This is a genomic window from Mesorhizobium caraganae (assembly GCF_016836705.1).
In the GTDB taxonomy this organism is placed as follows: domain Bacteria; phylum Pseudomonadota; class Alphaproteobacteria; order Rhizobiales; family Rhizobiaceae; genus Mesorhizobium; species Mesorhizobium caraganae.
The window spans coordinates 13,780-30,537 of the sequence record NZ_JAFCGY010000032.1 but is presented as its reverse complement, the minus strand read 5'-3'; the positions used below and the strand labels follow the sequence as shown (position 1 = coordinate 30,537).

General features: G+C 58.8%; 17 protein-coding genes and 2 pseudogenes. 5 read left to right on the top strand and 14 right to left on the bottom strand.

Annotated elements, in window-relative coordinates; genetic code table 11:
- Positions 1-9: 9 nt before the first annotated feature.
- Genes JQK88_RS30055 through JQK88_RS30030 form a run of 6 tightly spaced genes read right to left on the bottom strand, consistent with a single transcriptional unit; the run spans position 10 to position 4,527 of the window.
- Positions 10-546 carry a hypothetical protein gene (locus JQK88_RS30055; RefSeq protein ID WP_203280347.1) on the bottom strand — a complete coding sequence of 179 codons (537 nt, stop codon included), beginning with the start codon at positions 544-546 and terminating at the stop codon, positions 10-12.
- A complete protein-coding gene (sctN, locus tag JQK88_RS30050; protein WP_312037357.1) occupies positions 522-1,880 on the bottom strand; it encodes a type III secretion system ATPase SctN in 1,359 nt (452 codons plus the stop codon). The genes JQK88_RS30055 and sctN overlap by 25 nt, the downstream gene beginning before the upstream one ends.
- Positions 1,877-2,500, bottom strand: coding sequence for a type III secretion system stator protein SctL (sctL, locus tag JQK88_RS30045; RefSeq protein ID WP_203280346.1), 624 nt, complete (start codon positions 2,498-2,500; stop codon positions 1,877-1,879). The genes sctN and sctL overlap by 4 nt, the downstream gene beginning before the upstream one ends.
- Positions 2,497-3,126 carry a nodulation protein NolU gene (locus JQK88_RS30040; protein WP_203280345.1) on the bottom strand — a complete coding sequence of 210 codons (630 nt, stop codon included), beginning with the start codon at positions 3,124-3,126 and terminating at the stop codon, positions 2,497-2,499. The genes sctL and JQK88_RS30040 overlap by 4 nt, the downstream gene beginning before the upstream one ends.
- A 12-nt stretch (positions 3,127-3,138) precedes the next feature.
- Positions 3,139-4,002: a type III secretion system inner membrane ring lipoprotein SctJ gene (sctJ, locus tag JQK88_RS30035; RefSeq protein ID WP_203280344.1), complete on the bottom strand. Its 864-nt coding sequence runs from the start codon at positions 4,000-4,002 to the stop codon at positions 3,139-3,141.
- Positions 4,003-4,011: 9 nt separating this feature from the next.
- The gene (locus JQK88_RS30030; protein WP_203280343.1) at positions 4,012-4,527 is read right to left on the bottom strand and encodes a nodulation protein NolB; all 516 of its coding nucleotides are present in this window, start codon (positions 4,525-4,527) and stop codon (positions 4,012-4,014) included.
- A gap of 196 nt (positions 4,528-4,723) precedes the next feature.
- On the opposite strand from JQK88_RS30030, the gene JQK88_RS30025 reads away from it, so the two are divergent.
- From JQK88_RS30025 to JQK88_RS30015, 3 genes and pseudogenes are all read left to right on the top strand, one after another.
- The gene (locus JQK88_RS30025) at positions 4,724-5,428 is read left to right on the top strand and encodes a secretin N-terminal domain-containing protein (RefSeq protein WP_203280342.1); all 705 of its coding nucleotides are present in this window, start codon (positions 4,724-4,726) and stop codon (positions 5,426-5,428) included.
- A gap of 298 nt (positions 5,429-5,726) precedes the next feature.
- Positions 5,727-7,646: an HrpF/NolX family T3SS translocon protein gene (locus tag JQK88_RS30020; protein WP_376740475.1), complete on the top strand. Its 1,920-nt coding sequence runs from the start codon at positions 5,727-5,729 to the stop codon at positions 7,644-7,646.
- A gap of 202 nt (positions 7,647-7,848) precedes the next feature.
- A pseudogene (locus JQK88_RS30015) lies at positions 7,849-8,131 on the top strand (IS481 family transposase); the annotation flags it as partial.
- A gap of 700 nt (positions 8,132-8,831) precedes the next feature.
- Here JQK88_RS30015 and JQK88_RS30010 read toward each other — a convergent pair.
- The 6 genes from JQK88_RS30010 to JQK88_RS29985 all read right to left on the bottom strand — a co-directional run bounded on the left by JQK88_RS30010 (position 8,832) and on the right by JQK88_RS29985 (position 13,836).
- The gene (locus tag JQK88_RS30010; RefSeq protein ID WP_203280341.1) at positions 8,832-9,398 is read right to left on the bottom strand and encodes a CpaD family pilus assembly lipoprotein; all 567 of its coding nucleotides are present in this window, start codon (positions 9,396-9,398) and stop codon (positions 8,832-8,834) included.
- Between the two features lie 10 nt (positions 9,399-9,408).
- The gene (locus tag JQK88_RS30005) at positions 9,409-10,872 is read right to left on the bottom strand and encodes a type II and III secretion system protein family protein (protein WP_203280362.1); all 1,464 of its coding nucleotides are present in this window, start codon (positions 10,870-10,872) and stop codon (positions 9,409-9,411) included.
- Between the two features lie 28 nt (positions 10,873-10,900).
- Positions 10,901-11,587, bottom strand: a complete 687-nt coding sequence (locus JQK88_RS30000; protein WP_203280340.1) for a response regulator — start codon at positions 11,585-11,587, stop codon at positions 10,901-10,903.
- 848 nt (positions 11,588-12,435) lie between these two features.
- Positions 12,436-12,876 carry a pseudoazurin gene (locus JQK88_RS29995; RefSeq protein ID WP_203280361.1) on the bottom strand — a complete coding sequence of 147 codons (441 nt, stop codon included), beginning with the start codon at positions 12,874-12,876 and terminating at the stop codon, positions 12,436-12,438.
- A 298-nt stretch (positions 12,877-13,174) separates the two neighbouring features.
- The gene (locus JQK88_RS29990; RefSeq protein ID WP_203280339.1) at positions 13,175-13,579 is read right to left on the bottom strand and encodes a hypothetical protein; all 405 of its coding nucleotides are present in this window, start codon (positions 13,577-13,579) and stop codon (positions 13,175-13,177) included.
- Between the two features lie 119 nt (positions 13,580-13,698).
- A complete protein-coding gene (locus tag JQK88_RS29985; protein ID WP_203280338.1) occupies positions 13,699-13,836 on the bottom strand; it encodes a hypothetical protein in 138 nt (45 codons plus the stop codon).
- A gap of 376 nt (positions 13,837-14,212) precedes the next feature.
- On the opposite strand from JQK88_RS29985, the gene JQK88_RS29980 reads away from it, so the two are divergent.
- Positions 14,213-14,674 (top strand): hypothetical protein, encoded by a 462-nt coding sequence (locus JQK88_RS29980; RefSeq protein ID WP_203280337.1) that lies wholly within the window; start codon positions 14,213-14,215, stop codon positions 14,672-14,674.
- A 23-nt stretch (positions 14,675-14,697) separates the two neighbouring features.
- Here JQK88_RS29980 and JQK88_RS29975 read toward each other — a convergent pair whose 3' ends face one another.
- Both JQK88_RS29975 and JQK88_RS29970 read right to left on the bottom strand, forming a co-directional pair.
- Positions 14,698-15,006: a hypothetical protein gene (locus JQK88_RS29975; RefSeq protein WP_203280336.1), complete on the bottom strand. Its 309-nt coding sequence runs from the start codon at positions 15,004-15,006 to the stop codon at positions 14,698-14,700.
- Positions 15,007-15,399: 393 nt separating this feature from the next.
- Positions 15,400-16,212 carry an HNH endonuclease gene (locus tag JQK88_RS29970; protein WP_203280335.1) on the bottom strand — a complete coding sequence of 271 codons (813 nt, stop codon included), beginning with the start codon at positions 16,210-16,212 and terminating at the stop codon, positions 15,400-15,402.
- Positions 16,213-16,342: 130 nt separating this feature from the next.
- Here JQK88_RS29970 and JQK88_RS36555 point away from each other — a divergent pair.
- Positions 16,343-16,448: pseudogene (locus JQK88_RS36555) on the top strand (phospholipid N-methyltransferase PmtA); the annotation flags it as partial.
- Positions 16,449-16,758 lie beyond the last annotated feature (310 nt).

Genomic DNA, 16,758 nt, shown 5'->3' with positions numbered 1-16,758 from the left:
AACCTGCGCTTATCGGATCTGGTTGCGCGACATCTGGGCGAGCGAAAGCCTCCCATACCGAAGCGATATCTCGTCGTCGGCCTCAATTTCGCCTGCGGCCTCCGAATGCATATCGACGGCGCGCCGGACGTCGTCCTCGATTTGTTGCCATTTGCGCCTTGCGGCCGAACGTCTGACCCATAGGGCCCTGGTCTCAGATGCCGATGTCTCGGCCTTTTCTTGAGCGATGCGCGCATCATCAAGCATCTGGCTTTTGAAGGTGACCTCAGCCGCAAGCCGCTCAATGTGAAGGTGGTGATGGTCGAGTGCTGCGATAGCCAAGGTGTCGAGCGACATCAGTTCTTGGTAGAGTTGAGCTTCCGCCCTTGCGCGCTGTTGCCGTGCGATTGCAAGCCCCTGGAATGCATTCTGTACGGCTAGGGTGGCCATGCGGCGCTGACCTTCCTTCTTTGACAGCTCCCTCAGGGCGCTGCGCTCTTGCATTTCCTTCAGAAGCCGTAACCTCGAAGCGTGAACACGATTCACCCCGTCAAACGCGACATCCATGCGACCGTTTCCTCAAAATCTGACGCCTCGTCTTCGCTCTGGCGCAAAAACTCCCTCAACTCGCCAATCGATGCGACAGCCCGGTCAGTGAGGGGATCGCCGCCTTGCTTGTATTCGCCGACGTTGATCAAAAACTCGGACTCTGCATAGCGCGAGAGGAGATCACGGAAGAAGGATGCTGCCTTGCGATGTGTCCCAGAAACGACCGCATCCATTACGCGGCTGCGACTCTGCAGCACATCGATCGCGGGGAAATGCGATCGCGCCGCGATAGCGCGTGAGAGGACGACATGGCCGTCGAGAATGCCGCGCGATTCCTCGGCGATAGGATCGCCTGTGCCATCACCTTCGACAAGTACAGTATAGAAAGCCGTGATTGAGCCGCGCTCACCCATGCCGGCGCGTTCCAGCAGGCCTGGCAGCATGGCAAAAACGGAAGGAGGAAAGCCCCGCCGGGTCGGCGGCTCACCCGCAGCAAGACCTATTTCGCGCATGGCGCGGCAGAAGCGCGTGAGCGAGTCCAACATGAGTGCGACGCGTAGCCCTTGTTCGCGAAAGTATTCCGCGAGCGCGGTCGCCATAGGAGCACATTGCGCCCGCTCCACTGCCGAGCGGTCGGAGGTTTCAACGACAACGACCGTACGGCGGAGGCCCACCTCCCCAAGATGCCGCTCAATGAATTCACGAACTTCACGTCCACGCTCGCCTATCAGCGCGACTATGACAACGTCGGCGGCGGCACCTTTTACGATCTGCGACAACAACGTCGACTTGCCACAACCAGGCTCGCCATAAATCCCGATCCGCTGGCCCTCGCCGCACGTGAGGAGACCATCCAGGGCACGAACCCCGAGCGGGAATGGCAGCTCAACCATGCGCCTTGTCATTGGATTGGGCGCCCTGCCGTGCAACGGGCGAGTTTCGGCGGTTTTGACTTCGCCTTTGCCGTCGAGTGGGCGGCAACGGCTGTCAATCACACGGCCAAGCAAATCAGGGCCGACTGGCACTTCACGCATTCGTCCAGTCGACACGACTTCTGCGCGACTGGACAGGCCCACCAGGTCACCGATCGGCGTGAGCAACACGCCATTGTCCAACAAGCCGATCACCTCGGCTTCGAGCGCCAGCCCGGTTCGCGTATCCTGCAGCAGACAAAGTTCCCCAATCCGAGTATCTGGCAAGATGGCATGGACAAGTGTACCGGCAGCGCGCGTAATCCGTCCGCGCACGGCACGCGTGTCGATTTGCTGTGCTGCAGACCTCAAAGACGAGATCGCCGGATCGGAAGCCCGGCTGCCAGCCACTTTATTATGCTGTGGTACCGGCGTGGTCACAGTTCGCCTTCTTCAGGATGCGACGCAAAGCCGAGGCGCAGCGCGCGCATCTGTGCATCAAGTCCAAGATCGACATTGCCATACTCGCTCCACAGCACGCACTGTTGCGGCGACAACGTCGGATCCGGATCAATCTGAACCCTCGGCCGCCCCTCCCGTCCGTCGCAACCAGCAAACTCGCGCGCGAGCATATCGACTTGCGTGGGACACACATGAAGGCAAACTTCCGCGCCGCTATATTTGCGCTCAATCGCGTGACGAACAGCCCTCACCAACAGCTCGCCCGGATCGAAAGCGCCCAGAAGATCGCTTAGGATCTCTATCACGAGCTGTGGCAATTCCTGCTCCAGAACCGCCTTTCGTCGCGCCACTTCGGAGACTGCCCGTGCAATCAACCGTGCCATTTCCTCGGCGCCTGCATTCAAGCCCTCGGTATGGCCGCGCGCCCGCTCACGCTGATAAGCGGCGCGTACCCAGCTGCGAACCTGCTGCTGATGCCGTTCTGCTGCATCACGCGCTTCTGCGGCGCTGTGCCAGACCTCGAGCTCACTCGCCGGTATCAGTGGCCCCACCGGGCGCATCTGCGGCGCGACGGGCGCTGCGGAAACATCGGTTGTCACACGGGGATCTCCGTCTCAAAATGGGCTACGACAAGCGAAAACAACCGGCCCGAGGCATTACTGTGTTCGGGCGCTGGAGTCTCGGCGGGGGTTCCGACAGGCAACCGTAGAAGCACGCGGCTACGTTCAAGCGCTGGACTGTCATTGAGCCAAGCACCAAGGCAGGCATGTCCATCGTGTTCAATTTGCTGGGCGAGTTTTTCCGGATCAGCGATCAAGCTGTTTGCGATGGCATGCGCCAGATGTCGGATGCCAAACGCGTGGGCATCAGCGCCGATATGTCCAATAAGCACGGTGAGGTGAGGCTTTGTAACAAGCTTCAGCAGCGAACGGGCATGCCAGATACTACCGGCAAGGAGAGCGGCCCGACGCGGATCATGTCCGCGCAGAAGATCCGGCCCCCAGCCGCTTCCGTTCGAAGCCCTTTCATTGTCAAGCAGCAATTCTGCCAGTCTTGGCTGCAGCCTGGGACTCTTCTGCAACTGCACCAATGTCGCAGCGGACAACGCCGGATCAAGACGTGCAGCAAGACGAGTCGGATGGGCCAAAGCAGCAAGATCGCTCAGGCGCACGGAACGCAATCGGAACGACTGATCGTGTTCGGCAGTCTGTATCGGTATCGACATTGGGAATGTTACCTACGCCGTATCGCCGATGATCTTTTTGTGAATGGCCCCGACAGCGGAAACACCCGAGCGGCCCTCGACCTTGGATAGTTTGCCCGATGATTGCTTGCGCCGACGCCTAAGAACACTGGCTAAGAGATAGCACGCCACTACGAATACAGCTGCGGCAACACCGATCACGATTGCCAGCAGTGGCGCCGGAACGAACCTAGATGCTTGGGCCGAAACAGTCGCCGGTACGGCCCGTTGCTCATGCGCGGAAACCACTGGCACCAAAACCACTTCGACCTTTTCGTAGGACAGGCCTTCGATGCTGTCGGCGACGAGCAGCTTTATCTTCGGCAGCAGAACTGAGAGATTTGCTTTGGCGTCGTGCCGGATAAAAACCGAGGCCGAGGATGGCGTGCCGCCCGCTCGTAACAGGTCGTTGTTCGGCAAAACGACATGAACACGTACTGAGAAGACGCCATCGATATCGCTGATCGTACGCGACAACTCTTCGCTCAGGGCATAGACGTAACGAGCACGCTCCTCGGTCGGCGAGGCAATCAGGCCCGATCCATTGAATATCTCGCCGAGGTTCTTGAAAGACTGGCGCGGCAGCCCCTTGGCATTCAGGAGGTTGATTGAGAAGGCAAGCAGCTTTTCGTCGACCTGGATCGTGCTGGTCCCATCCTTGGCGGCAACCCGGACCGCATCAACCCCGCTGTCGATCAGAAGCGCGAGCATCTCATTCGCCTCGCGCTCCTGCAATTGCGTGTAGAGATCGACCTTGCACCCTGTCAGAGCGAGGAGAAGCGGCAGCACGACAAAATGAAGCGATCGCCAACCGGACGGGCGACTATGCATAATTTCGCCGTGGGCTAAGCCAATCATGTGCGCCGTTCATCCTTCCTTTAATAGTTTGTTCACAGATGAGGTGATGCCGCTGACACCTTTGGAAATAAGATCAACTTGGGTGACGCCGTTGTAGACATCCCGCAGATCAGCAATCATCGATTCGAAATCATGCCCCGCTTGCGGAACGCCCGACATCCGCATTCCCGCTCCCCCACCTTCGACAGGGAGCTTCTGCGCCGACACAGGTAGAGCGGCGCCCTTCGCAAGGCCTACCTGATGGTCAAGCGCGGCAGAAGTAACTGCATTGTCCCGGTACATGGAAGAAATCGTCTGGAGCACGCGATCGCCCAGTGGGCTTGTCTGCGCAGTCGCGCGTTGAACATCCAACTGTGGAGGAACTGGCACCGCTCTCCCTGGCCCCGACGCGGTATCGTTTTTTATCGAGGCGGCCGCCTGCGCCAGCGCGCGCTCAAACTGGGCCTGCTCGCCGAATGACGGTGACGCGACCCTGGGAAGAGAGTCCGTCAGACTGGCAGAGATCGACGCGACAGGCATCATCATGCAAGGACTCGATTGCTTTCTCTTTGACTTGGGATGAGTCCAGCCCCGGTTATCACCCGCTGTTGCGGTCGATACCTAGAGAGGCAACCTGACGACAAGCTGACGGGAGCGTCGTTTAGTCACGTAGTCATGTAAGAAGTCACATTGGCGACTTTAGTGATTGTGAGAAACTCAGCCTTTGGTTTATCAGGACGAGATGTCAAGAACGCTCATCCGATCCGCCATCCTGCACAGCTTGAAGAGACTTCTCTGGGTCGGATCTTTTCTCTCCATCGGAATCCACACAACTCTCGGCGTCCCTCTGTCGTTCCCCTCGACACCCTATAGGTATACGGTTCTAGATCAGGATCTCTCTGCCGCGTTGCAGGAATTCGGCACTAACCTGAATATCCGAGTCAACATCAGCGCCGAGGTGAAGGGGCGGATTCGCGGGCGTATGCCGGATTTGCCACCGCGCGAGTTCCTCGATCGGTTGACCAAGCTGTACGATCTCCAATGGTACTATGATGGGCTTGTGCTCTATGTGTCCGCTGCAAAGGAAGCCCAAACGCGGATGCTTGTGTTGACTCCGATTCGCTTCGACGCGTTCAAGGGCGCCCTCGATGAGCTTGAGATCTCCGATGACCGCTATGCCGTGAGACCCGCGCCGGGAAATGGCCTCGTCTTGGTTTCCGGTCCACCGCGCTTCATCGCGCTCGTGGAGCAGACGTTCAACGGCCTCGTGGCGGAGGCGCAGGCGCAGCCTCACGTCGCTGAGACGCCGCCAAGGGAAACGGTGCTGATATTGTTTCGGGGTTCCTCCACCATGGTCGTCCGCGATGGACGACCGGAAGCCTCTTATTCTTCTGACGTGCCGCAACCGGATGGCGTTGGCGGGAAGCCTGAACTGGGTCAGAAATGACATCTATGGATACGCCGCAGCTTCTGGAGAAAACATTACCGGCAGCCGCCTCCTCTTTATGAGTTCTTTTGAATCCGTCAGGTTCTCGAAAGCTGAACCGCTCATGATGAGACCCAGTATCAACGATCGCCGGCCATTGTGCTGGAGTTGAACCTTGGAGCCATCCAGGAGCGGAGCAATTAAAGTACGGCCAGGGGCAATTTGGTGACCCGGCCAATGCTCGGAATTGTCAACGTTCGTGAACACATTTGGCGTCGCCCTTGTGGGGGATTGCAAATTCACATCTGAGGAGCCAAAATTGTTAATCAATAACGCCACTGACGTTTACAACGGCCCGAACCTCCCGCAGTCCAACAGCCCGAACCCCTCACAGGCCGCACGGGTCTGGTCGGGCCCGATATCTGCGTTCGACAAGACCCAGCAAAACGCATCGTCCTTTGATGCGATGCTGTCCATTTACCGGATCGGGGGAATGGCCGGTCCCTTCGCGCTCCGGGACCCGCTGCCGGGGAATCTCGACTCGTCGATGGAAGGATTGTACCGGCACCCATCGGAATCGCTGTTGCCGGATGTCGAGTCGTCGTTGGAAGAATTGTGCCGGCACCCATTGGACCTGCTGCCGCCACATATGAGGGCAGCAATCGAATCAATGGAGCAGGACCCGCAGCCCTCTGCGGTTGCCTCCCGTTCCGTTGCGCCGGCGCCCATAAAAAGCGAGAGAATCACGTGGAACGGTGGCTCGCTGACCGAGCCCGAGTTGCAGATAGTGGCAGTGCTGAACCGTCACAAGGACCAATGCCCGCTCAGTTGGAAATCGTTGGGGGACAAAGCCAATGATCCCTCTACGCCGCCGGATCTGAAAGCGGCGATCGAGGGATTGCAGCAGGATCCAGAGCTTTTTCATGCGATCGGCTCGCAGGGCGATGGCTGCTGTGGCGGCAAGATCACGGAGAAGGATTTGTCCGGATTCTCCAGCCATCACTCACAAATTGCCGCATTTCAGGACCGACAGGCGCAAAGCTACACACAGAACTACATACCGTCCGACAGCACCGGAAATCCTCAGCCGTCGGTCATGACGTTGAGCGATGCCTTGCGCGAGCTTTACCGGTACTCCGACAACCTGCCCAAGGACCTGAGCCTGGCTGATTTCAAGCAGATCGTCGATGGCGAAGCGAAGACCGGCAAATGTCCGCCCCAGGTCATTGCGGCAGCTCAATACTTCGTCAGTCACCCCGATGCCTGGAAGCAGCTGTGCGGTGGTACGACAGACAAGGTCCACAAAGAGGACTTCCTGCAAGCTGCTTCATCGTCAATGAGCCTCACGCGAACCGAGCTGAATACGCTCAAGACGATTAACAGCCATCAGGACGCCTTCTTTGGACGCGGTGACCTGACTCGTGACAAGCTGGCGAGCATGGCAGACGACAAGAGCCTCGATCCGAAAGTACGGCAAACGGCCTCGCAGCTCCTCTCAGATCCTCTTTTGTTCGGTCTGCTGAACAATTCGATTACGGGCTATACGACCCACAGTGGGTTTTTCGACTTCGGCGGCGGACATACGGTCGATTCCGGTGACGTCAGCAAAAAAGACTTTGCCCACTTCAACGACAGCATGTCGTCTGCGAACCGCACCGTTCAGCAGCCAAAGACCCATGCGCCCAAAACCGCTGCAGAGCAGGACGCCGCCTCGGACATGATGATGGGCCGGGCGGACCAGCCTGATGTCAAGTCAGCCAAAAAGAACGGCGGAGCCTTCATGCACGCAGTCGACTCCGTACTCAAGGTGCACTCTCAAGTGCTTGACTGGGCTGCAACGGCGGTGGGATTGCTCAGCTTCATCCCGGCCATCGGACAAGTAGCCGATCTCGCATCGATGGCGCTTGCATCACAGGCGCAAGCGGAAAATCTTGTTCGTACAGCCATTACCGGAGGCAATATGAAGCAGGCGCTGGTACAAGCTGGCATCGGTGTCGGAGCGCAGGCGCTCAGCCTTGTCGCGGGTCCCGAGGTCAAGCTGGCAATTAAAAACGGGCTCGTGAAGAAGGCGATAGAAGAGGCCGCGACGGCCGGGATCAATCTGCCGGTTCCCATGGCGCAAACCTATGCGGAAGGCTATTTGAACAACCTGCAAGCACGCCTTGCGGCCGAGCCTGTGCAAGCCGCTGGCGTTCCCAGCCAGATCGGAACAACGCCATTATTCCAAGACGTGGCCTGACCAACAAATGCGCACCCTCCGCGTGCTTCGTCCATTCTATCAATCAGCCCGCCGCGCAAGTTTGCCTTTACCGCGCAGATCTGATCGGCGTCTGGAAGATCGGACGGTCGCGATCTAGCTGTGAGCTTTCAGTAGGTTGCCCATCCGGTCCAGACCGGGAAAGCTGAGGTTGTCGAAGCTTCAGTGATTCTCGGAGGACCGGATGAACGTTCATAAGAATGCCCGGCTTATGCCACGCGGTCGAGAGCGAATTGTAAGGCAGGTCGAGAGCGGGCAGACGCCGCAGGCCGTCGCCGAAGCCGCAGGCGTCTGCCCGCGGACGGTGCGGAAGTGGGTCGTTCGTCCCGGCCGTATCGCGGCGCCGGCCGACACCTGCAGCGATTATCGAGACCATCGAACGACTGCGCCGCCAGCGCTGGACGGGCAAACAGATCGCCGCTGAGGCCGGCGTCTCGCCAGCGACTGTCAGCCGTGTTTTACACCGCCTGGATTGCGCAGAAAGTTAAGCGCCGCGCCGGCCAGCTCGATCGCGCCGTGGACACCGGCCGCACGCCGGCAAGGTGTCCATGATAACGATGCCATCCAGCTTCACGATCGGGACGAGGACCTGCTCGATAGTGAGGAAAGGGAGCCTTATGGCACCATCAGTTGCGCACAGCGCGATCATGCTGATGAGGTGCAGCGCCCGTGAAGATGGGGGCCTCCGGTGGCCATGGGGACCCGCAACACCTGCCGCGTGGCGCGCGGCCACGTAGCCGCGCCACCTTGGTCGACACGACCTGGCCAAGATCGAGGCCGCCTGGCCATTGAACCAAGTCGCCGCGCTTCCAGGACACGCGAAGCCTTCAAAACCCCGCCAACAAAGATCGCCGCTCAGTGCTGTTGCTGTCGTCCCCATCGCCAAAAGGGTGCTTGGGGGGATCCGTCCCGACTCCGTCACACCATCAGCGTGACAGTGACCGCAGTTTCACCAAGCAAAGTCGCCAGCGCCGCGCCCACGCAAGAGCGCCGTAGTGAGGTGAGGCGCCAGGCTATTACCATCTGGGTCATCGAAGCTCAATGACCTCGATAAGGCGACGATCGTGCATTGACACGGTCTGCGCATCGCCAAATGCTACGACGCGATGGTGCGTGCTTGAGCAGGTGCCAGAGTCTACCGGGCGAAGAGGAAAGGACCTGGCGGCATCAGTCGCCACTTTTCTCCGTCGTGAATGTCCTGTATTTGGCAGCTGGTATGGCAGCGCGATCACCATTGCTTGGCTTGACTGCCTTGTTGTCGAATAAATCGCGCGGATCGTTGACCATCACCGCGAGGTTATGGCGTGTCGAACAGCCAAGCGTCTGGTCGAAGGACTTGTCATTGAGTAACGGACTGGAAAACGACGGACAGACAGGGGGGCGGGCATGATAGACGATCGCCTCTATTCGCGCTGCGCCCCCGACGTGTTGGTCGAGCAAATGGATGTTGTACGCATCGATGCCCATCTGCCTGGCCTGATGGATTGCCTCTGCGCTGAGCCGGGCCGACCCGCTGATAAGCAGATGAAGCGCATCGCGCCGACCGCGACTGGCCCTCTCAAGGAAAACACGCAAACGCTGCCGTTCGGAAGCGCGAAGACTCTCTAACATCAGGACGGCGGTCTCCTGCCGGATAAGGATCGGGGTCGATGGCTCGACATAGATCGGCGGGCTTACGCAGCCACTTAGGCTTGCCGTAAGAGCGACCAGGAGAACTTTGATCCGCAACGTCATTCGACCACAGCTATTCGATGATAAAGCCGGCACTGCCCTTGGCGCCTGGCGCGCCGGTGCGGGTAGTAGCGCCGCTTCGCGGCGGACTTGCCGGCGAATTCGTCACAGTGGCCCCGCCGTCCAAAGCCGGCGCGATCCGGTCCGTGGGTGCGCTCATCTGGTCGGGGCTGGAGCCCGGCCTTACGATGTAAGGCGTAACCAAAATAACCAGTTCCGACTCTTCCTTTTGAAACGAGGACGAACGGAACAGGGCGCCAAGGATCGGCATTTCGCCGAGCCAGGGAAAAGCACTGATATCATTGCTGACGTTACGCCTGATGAGACCACCGATTGCAAAGCTCTGCCCGCTGGCGAGTTCGACGACTGTATCGGCTCGGCGCGTGGAAACTGCCGGCACGGAGATACCGTTGATTTGAACGGCACCTTGTGACGATAGTTCACTGACTTCCGGCTTTACGTGAATGTTGATTAGATTGTTGTTGAGAACGGTTGGCACGAATTCCAAGCTGACGCCGAAGTGACGGAATTCAATCGAGACTTGCCCATTTTCCTGGGGGACAGGAATGGGGAATTCGCCGCCGGCGAGGAAGCTGGCGGTTTCACCGGACATCGCAGTGAGATTCGGCTCAGCCAAGACGGAAGCGATGTGCTCCTTGGCGAGCGCGTCGAGAACCGCGCCGACGCTGATATTGCCATCGTTGAATCCTATTTCGGCTGTACCACCACCATTAGCTGCACCAGAGCCAGCACCTCTGGCGCCGCGTAACAAACCCACTTTGAAAGTGCCGATTTGACCGAAGGCGGACAGGTTAATACCGAGTTCCTTCATGGCGTTACGGGAGACCTCCGCTACGCGCACACTCAGATTAACCTGCAAGGACCCAACGACCTTGATGTTATTGACGACCTGCGCACCGTCACCGAGAAATTGCTGAGTAACTCTTTTCGCAGTGTCGACGACTTCGGCATCGGGCGCTGTACCGCTAAGGATTGCGCCGCGCGGGGTATACTTGACGCGGATCGGATGGTCGCCGACCTGATCCCTCAACATGGCCCGCAGATCTCCAATCGGTTGCGTGACGACGATATGCAACTCGGCGAGAGCCTCGCCGTTGTCGTCCAAGGCGAATAGGCTGGTCCGCCCGGATTTCTTGCCAAAGACGAAAATGGTTTTGTTCGAGGGTGCCTGATAATCCGCGATCGTCGGGTCGGCGACAAAGATGGTCGCGGCTGGCGCGGGCAGATGAACTGTCTTGCCGAGCGAAGAGGAAAGGTTCAGCGTGGCATTGATACTATTGGAAGCGGCACGCGGCGCCCCTTCATCCCCGTTGTTTTGGGCCACGGCAGAACGTGGAGATAACAGCATGAGCGCGCAGAGGAGAGGGCCTAAGTAAAGACAAACGGTAGCTCTCGAACCGTCGATGAGGGTCGGCCGCCGATTGGTGCCAGGATGACGAGTTGGAACGATTTTCAAGACAGTCTTTTCTTTCACATTCGACCAACTATGCGGATGCCGCGCCCGGCAATTCAAGAATGTAACCAATGCCACGCACGGTCCTGATCCGTGGCGTTGCACCTGACCCACTCAGATGTCTACGTAAGCGATAGATTCCGACTTCAAGCGCGTTGGTAGATACCTCGTCGTTGAACGAATAGAGGTGACCCTCCAACTGCTCACGCGGCACGATGCGGCCTGCACGGTTAAGCAGATGCTCTAGAATACATAGTTCGCGGCGTGCGATCGTCAGCGGATGACCCGCAACGGAAACCTGTCGGCCGATCGGGTCGAAGGTGAGATTGCCAAACACAAGGATGGGGTCGGTCATCTGTATCGACCGGCGCTGAATGGCTCTCATTCTGGCGATGAGCTCAACAGGACAGACGGGCTTGACCAGAAAATCGTCCGCGCCACCGTTGAAAATGGCAATTCGGCTCTCGATATCGTTGATGTTACTCATAATGACGGCAGGAACTGAATGACCCTCGCTCCTTAGCTGCCTCAGCCAGTCCAAGCCATCGCCATCGGGCAGAGCCATCTCCAGCAGGAGAATTTCATAGCTCGCGCAATGAAATGCACTCGACGCCTGTTCCAGAGTACAAGCTACATCAACGGCGAAACCGCTATCCGCGAGCGCAACGCGCACCGCGCGTGCAAGATCCGCATGATGATCAACGAGCAGCGTTCGCATTTCATCTCTTAATCAAAGTAGGAGAATCCATTGAGCACGTCACCGTCGGCTATGAGGCCGGCGACGACAGCAGAAGTCGCGCAACTCGTCGCAGTACTCGTAACCGCTCTTTCGAACGGGTAATCGCAGGAGCATGCAAGCCGCACGCCTGCAATAGTCGCGGATAAGAGCATGTGAAGGCCTGTTGACGGAGCGAAACTGACGGTCGGCCGACCCAAAATGCCACCAACCCCGCCTGCGATTTTTCTGCGCATCGATTCTCCTACGTGCAGCCCCCCTTGATTTGTTAGGCCAGCGTCGCCGTCCAGAGCCTCATGATTCCATGACTAGGAGGGTTAGCTTTCGAGAAGCAGATCTAACAAATCGATTGTTCGGATGGGTACGCATCCACATGGTGGATGCTTCCCGCATATTCACCTCAGGTCTGGCTGCTAGTCCGCACGCTGCCTGCCGGTCGCATGAAGCATTCGAACCGAAAGGCAGGCCTCGATCCGATCGAAGAACGCGAGACGACACTGAAGGGATTAAGAACACACTCGGGATCCCGCATAACGGGCAAACCGAAGCGAGGACGCCTCGGAGAGGTTGACATGGCCGATCTGGGAAGTATCCCGTGTCCGGAGGGCAAGCCCGTGCTACGTATTTTCCGAAGTTGAAGCTGGCTGTCGTCGCGGTTTTTCCGGCATATTGGCAGTAGGCGCTTCCTTTTTGGCCCCGACAAACTCTCGGTCGCCCGGATGTCAAGGGTGGAAAGGATGCGGTGCTGAAGCGACCGATGGATGCCCGGAGCCTTTCCGGCTTTGGCGAAGGCCGGACGGACCTCTCGGTCGTCCGGCCTTCGGCTGGGATCAGTTCGTCTTCGTCACCTGGCTGAACAGCTCAGTGAATACGGTCCTGGCCTTGCCGACCTGCTTGACGGCCTGCGCCGCGTCGAGGTTCACGGGCTTGCCGATCACGATCAGCGCCACCATGCCCAGACCGTAATGCGGATTGCATTTCACGCCGTAGACGCCCTCTTGCGTCAGGGTCACGGTGATCGTTTCACCAACCTTGCCCTTGAACTCCTGGGCGCCGTCGGGGATCATTCCCTGGATGGTTTCGACATTGTGGGTCTTGTCGCCAGGCACAAACTTGACCGTGTCGCCCGGTGCCGCCTTCATGAAATTGGGCTGGAAGACCATGGAACCCTTGTCTCCCTTTGTCAGCAACTGGACAATGTGTTCCTCGGCATTTGCGGCGCCGGCAAGAGCGAGCAGGGCGGCGGCGGCGGTAATCAGGCGAAGTTTCAAGGGAAAGTCCTTTCTTGAGTGCGTCACGGCTTCAACCGCTGCAACTTTCGAGCCCACCGCGCGGGCTAGCGATTTGCGCTGGCGCAACTGCTGCGCGAAATATAGCTGGCCCGTCTGGCGCCGCTGTGGAGTCATGAGGCAGTGAGGAGCTGAGTTTGCCGCTTGACCGCTCGGTTATCGCGCGACTGTCGCTGTTCGGGGGCCTGAACTCCGCGGAACTCGACAGCGTTCTCAACGACCCCCGTCCGTACGGTTTGCGAAGGAGTCGCCGATCTTCGAGCGGGAGTCCGAGGCGCGCTCATTCTATGTGCTGCTTGCCGGGCATGAGCGGTGGGGTCGACTGCGTGGTTCCGGTTTGGCCGAACGCCGTGTGGCCGGATTTATCGCCACGTTTCCCTGTCCTTGCCGCGGGAACATTCAAGACGGTTGGCAGCAGACTTAGGAAACGCAGGCGCGGGTCATGGAATTGGCAACCGAACAGGTCGAGCAACGCTTGGCTAACGCGCTTCTTCGACTGGTGAACCAGACCGGCAAGCGACGGCTGAAGATCTTCAATGCGCTGTTTTTGGCGCTCAGTAAGCGCGGCCATGCCGGCGATGCCTACGAGCGCGATGGAGAAATTCACGCGCGAGCAATTATAGGCGATACCCATCTGGGTCTGGACATACAAATAGTCGGCAGCCACCGCACCGTGCGTCAGCATGGGTACATGCGGCCGGCGCCAGACCTGCCAGCATCAACCCCGTTTGCCGGCGGATCGATCCGGGTTTCGACCGCAAGAATACGGTTTCTTGGCAGGATGAGGGTGACGTCGAGCTCGAATCAAAGATCGCTGAGATTGCGGCTGCGATCATCGTGGCGAGCGAGAAAGAGTTTCGCCTTAGCCTGCGGGAAGCCGAGGAGCGTGCAGAGCGGGAGCGGATTGAAAAGGAGAAACAGCGCCAGGAACGGCTGGTTCAACTTAACCAAAAGCGCCTGCAAAAACCTGCGGAACAGCGGAGAGCTGCTACGTCAAGCTGAAGACATTCGCGCGCTTGTTGAGCGCGTCCGTCGCGCGATCGATGAAGGTTCGGCCTATATCGACGCCTCGGCACTGGAAGCATGGCAACGTTGGGCACTCGCAGAGGCAGACAGGATCGATCCAGTGCGGTCTGGTCAAATTTTGACGCATCTCAACGAGCCGTCGCTATAGTAAGTCGACGACGCCTTTCTGACCGACTGCCCCGCTGTTGGCGAACATCGCAGGGAGCGATATCGAATAGCGAAGTGAAGAGACGCGCGGAGCCATGGATCTTAATCTACGAAGTTTGCACCTTAGCATTTTCAGATCGCGCAAATGACGATCGAAGAACGCAAATATCCCGGTGAGCTTGCATCCCCGCAGCAGCTTCACGAGCTGGCGGAGGAATATCGCAAGGCGGCAAACTTGCTCCTTCAACAAGGCCGTCCCGGCAAACCGTTGACACGCGCGCCGTTCAGATTGTCGGCGATCCATGCGATCGAACTCTATCTGACCGCGCTTTTGCTCCACTGTGGGCACAATCCCAATCAGGTCCGCAAAATGCAGCACGACCTGTCGGCGCGAACAGAACACGCGCTGGCAGCCGGGCTGCGCCTTCGCGCGAAAACCGCCACGCATCTTCAGTCTTTAAGCCGGAACCGGGAGTATCTCGTTACCCGTTACGGCCCTGAACTGGCGGCAACCGCCTCGCAAATAAACCGCCTTACCGCCACCCTGGAAGAGGTGGCGGCAAAGGTCAAGATATTGATGGCGCTGCCCCCTAAAACGCCGCGGTAATCAGAGCTTGCTGCGGGCGAGGTTTAAGACCGGGATTCGGCGGCCTCTCTGTCCGCTTCGGTTGCCAATCCGATGACGTGATGCACCAGGAAGACGTCGATGTAGTACGCAACTTCGTCGCGCCGCATCGGCAACTTGTCGGGGGTGATCAGATCCGTAAACAGTTGATTGTCGACGTAGTCACCAGCATCCCAAAGGCCTCTGGTTAGCGCCTCATTGTTGGGTTCAATCCGCTCAAGGACAGCCTCGAAAGCCGCGTTGGCGGCAGCAATAAGTACAGAGCGGTCGGCCCCGGCGACTGGCAGGGACGCAATAACGGCATGGGAATCCATGACGAGTTTTCCTCTTGAAATGGCGGTCTCTTGCCTCAGCATTTTCGGCCGCCATGCCGACGCTGGTTCTTAAAATGGTGGCTGGTCGAGGCGCCAGGCGCCACCTTGTGCTCACGTGCGCTGCAGCAGGATACGCTGGAATTCGGCAGAAGCAATCCCAAGCGACCGCCGATGCGGTGGGGGTGGACTACGACGTATCAGCGCCGTGGTGCCGCTCATAACGCCGCCCACCTCGCGCCAATCGGACGGTGGCACGACAGACGGGCGATCTTCGATCAGATGGCGTGCTACGCGCGTTCGAGCTGCTGCGCGCACGCGCATCCAGTCCAAGTCGAACCGCGACCGCCTTGCCGTTGAAACTGCTGACTTTCGCGATTGGAGCGCAAAGCAACCTTACCGACAAGGAGGAAGAATGGTCCAGTTTTGATGTCGTTGAGCTGTCAGCAATGTCTCCATCTTGGCGGTCAGTCGTTGCCCGGGATCGAAGTCGGTGACGAAATCAATCCCGAAGATGCGCATGCCGACCGCCAAGTAGGCGGTGTCCTCTTCGCGGTATGGTGGCTCAAAGTGGTGATCATGGCGGCGAGAACCCGCGATAAGGACGGCGCTGAATTCGCCTCGGCCCTTTCGCACGAATTTCTTGACCGCAGCCATCTCCGGCGTGCTCGCAACTGCTGGACCGAGCCAGTAGACAGCAACACCGAAAGCGACTTTGTAGAGCGCTCTGACAAATTTTGGATCGTCCCCGAACCGCTGGGAGAACTTGACGGTCGCAAAGCCGTCCGTCGCCTTGAAAGACAGGTTTTCCAGATCCTTCGTCGCCTGAGCAGGCTTCAGTCTCTTGCCGAACGCTTCGGCGGGTCCCGGACCCCCATTGATGTGCAGTTCTGGCCCGGCTTCAGTATAGCGCCCAAGGATCGAACTCCAGCTGTCGAGCGATGGAGCCTTTCCGCGCTTTCGGGGGACGTTTCCGAGAAAGGTAATCAGCTCGAATTGGCGCAGTAGGGCTCGGTCGAGGTGCCCGAAACCGTTGTTGCACTTAGCGCAGACGTCATTGGAAAGTACGAAGCCGGGTGGGCATCCCAACGCCTCCGGGAGGATGTGCTCCAGGGATGGGTCGAATGTAGCAGCCCCGCACCAGATGCATGGTGCGGAATCGAAACAGCGGCGCTGCGAACTCGCAGTCATTTCTTCGGCGACGTTCACCGGACTCTCCATGCGCACAGACTCAATGGCGGATCATACGCTAAGCGGCGCGACCCGGACCGGGCCTCGGCAATCAAGGCAATCGCGGCCCTGGAGAAACAGTTCGACCGGATCATCCCGGTGGACGCCGCCGTTGTCGAGACCGGTGATTCAAATCACCTACTTTGTCGCCGGTGATCAAAATGCCCGACCGCTACGTCGTGTCTCACTATGATTTCGTTGTTCGCAATATCCCGTTGATGCTCGTTAGACAGCATCGAAGATCGTGTTCTCGTCGCATGCGGTTCAGGCGCATTTTGAGCCCCCGCACGTTCTCATCTGCTGCGCACTTCGCCCTGCGGACAACAGACGGCGAAGCCACCACGGCCGCGAAAATCTCGCGACGGCGTCTCGATGCCGGTACCGGCCTGCCATTTTTGAGAGGTGATCCGTGCAGGTGCCTGACGCAAACCATGCCATCCCGTCCCTGACCATATCATAGCCATCGCCCTCTTTCAGCCGGGCGGGCCTCCCGACCGCCGGATCGATGATGACGATCCCCCTGGA

Excerpts from the sequence above, each read along its gene's own strand:
- JQK88_RS30055 (WP_203280347.1), bottom strand. The coding sequence starts at position 546 with ATGGATGTCGCGTTTGACGGGGTGAATCGTGTTCACGCTTCGAGGTTA.
- JQK88_RS30040 (WP_203280345.1), bottom strand. The coding sequence starts at position 3,126 with ATGTCGATACCGATACAGACTGCCGAACACGATCAGTCGTTCCGATTG.
- sctJ (WP_203280344.1), bottom strand. The coding sequence starts at position 4,002 with ATGATTGGCTTAGCCCACGGCGAAATTATGCATAGTCGCCCGTCCGGT.
- JQK88_RS30030 (WP_203280343.1), bottom strand. The coding sequence starts at position 4,527 with ATGATGATGCCTGTCGCGTCGATCTCTGCCAGTCTGACGGACTCTCTT.
- JQK88_RS30025 (WP_203280342.1), top strand. The coding sequence starts at position 4,724 with ATGTCAAGAACGCTCATCCGATCCGCCATCCTGCACAGCTTGAAGAGA.
- JQK88_RS30010 (WP_203280341.1), bottom strand. The coding sequence starts at position 9,398 with ATGACGTTGCGGATCAAAGTTCTCCTGGTCGCTCTTACGGCAAGCCTA.
- JQK88_RS30000 (WP_203280340.1), bottom strand. The coding sequence starts at position 11,587 with ATGCGAACGCTGCTCGTTGATCATCATGCGGATCTTGCACGCGCGGTG.
- JQK88_RS29990 (WP_203280339.1), bottom strand. The coding sequence starts at position 13,579 with ATGCTGACGCACGGTGCGGTGGCTGCCGACTATTTGTATGTCCAGACC.
- JQK88_RS29980 (WP_203280337.1), top strand. The coding sequence starts at position 14,213 with ATGACGATCGAAGAACGCAAATATCCCGGTGAGCTTGCATCCCCGCAG.
- JQK88_RS29975 (WP_203280336.1), bottom strand. The coding sequence starts at position 15,006 with ATGGATTCCCATGCCGTTATTGCGTCCCTGCCAGTCGCCGGGGCCGAC.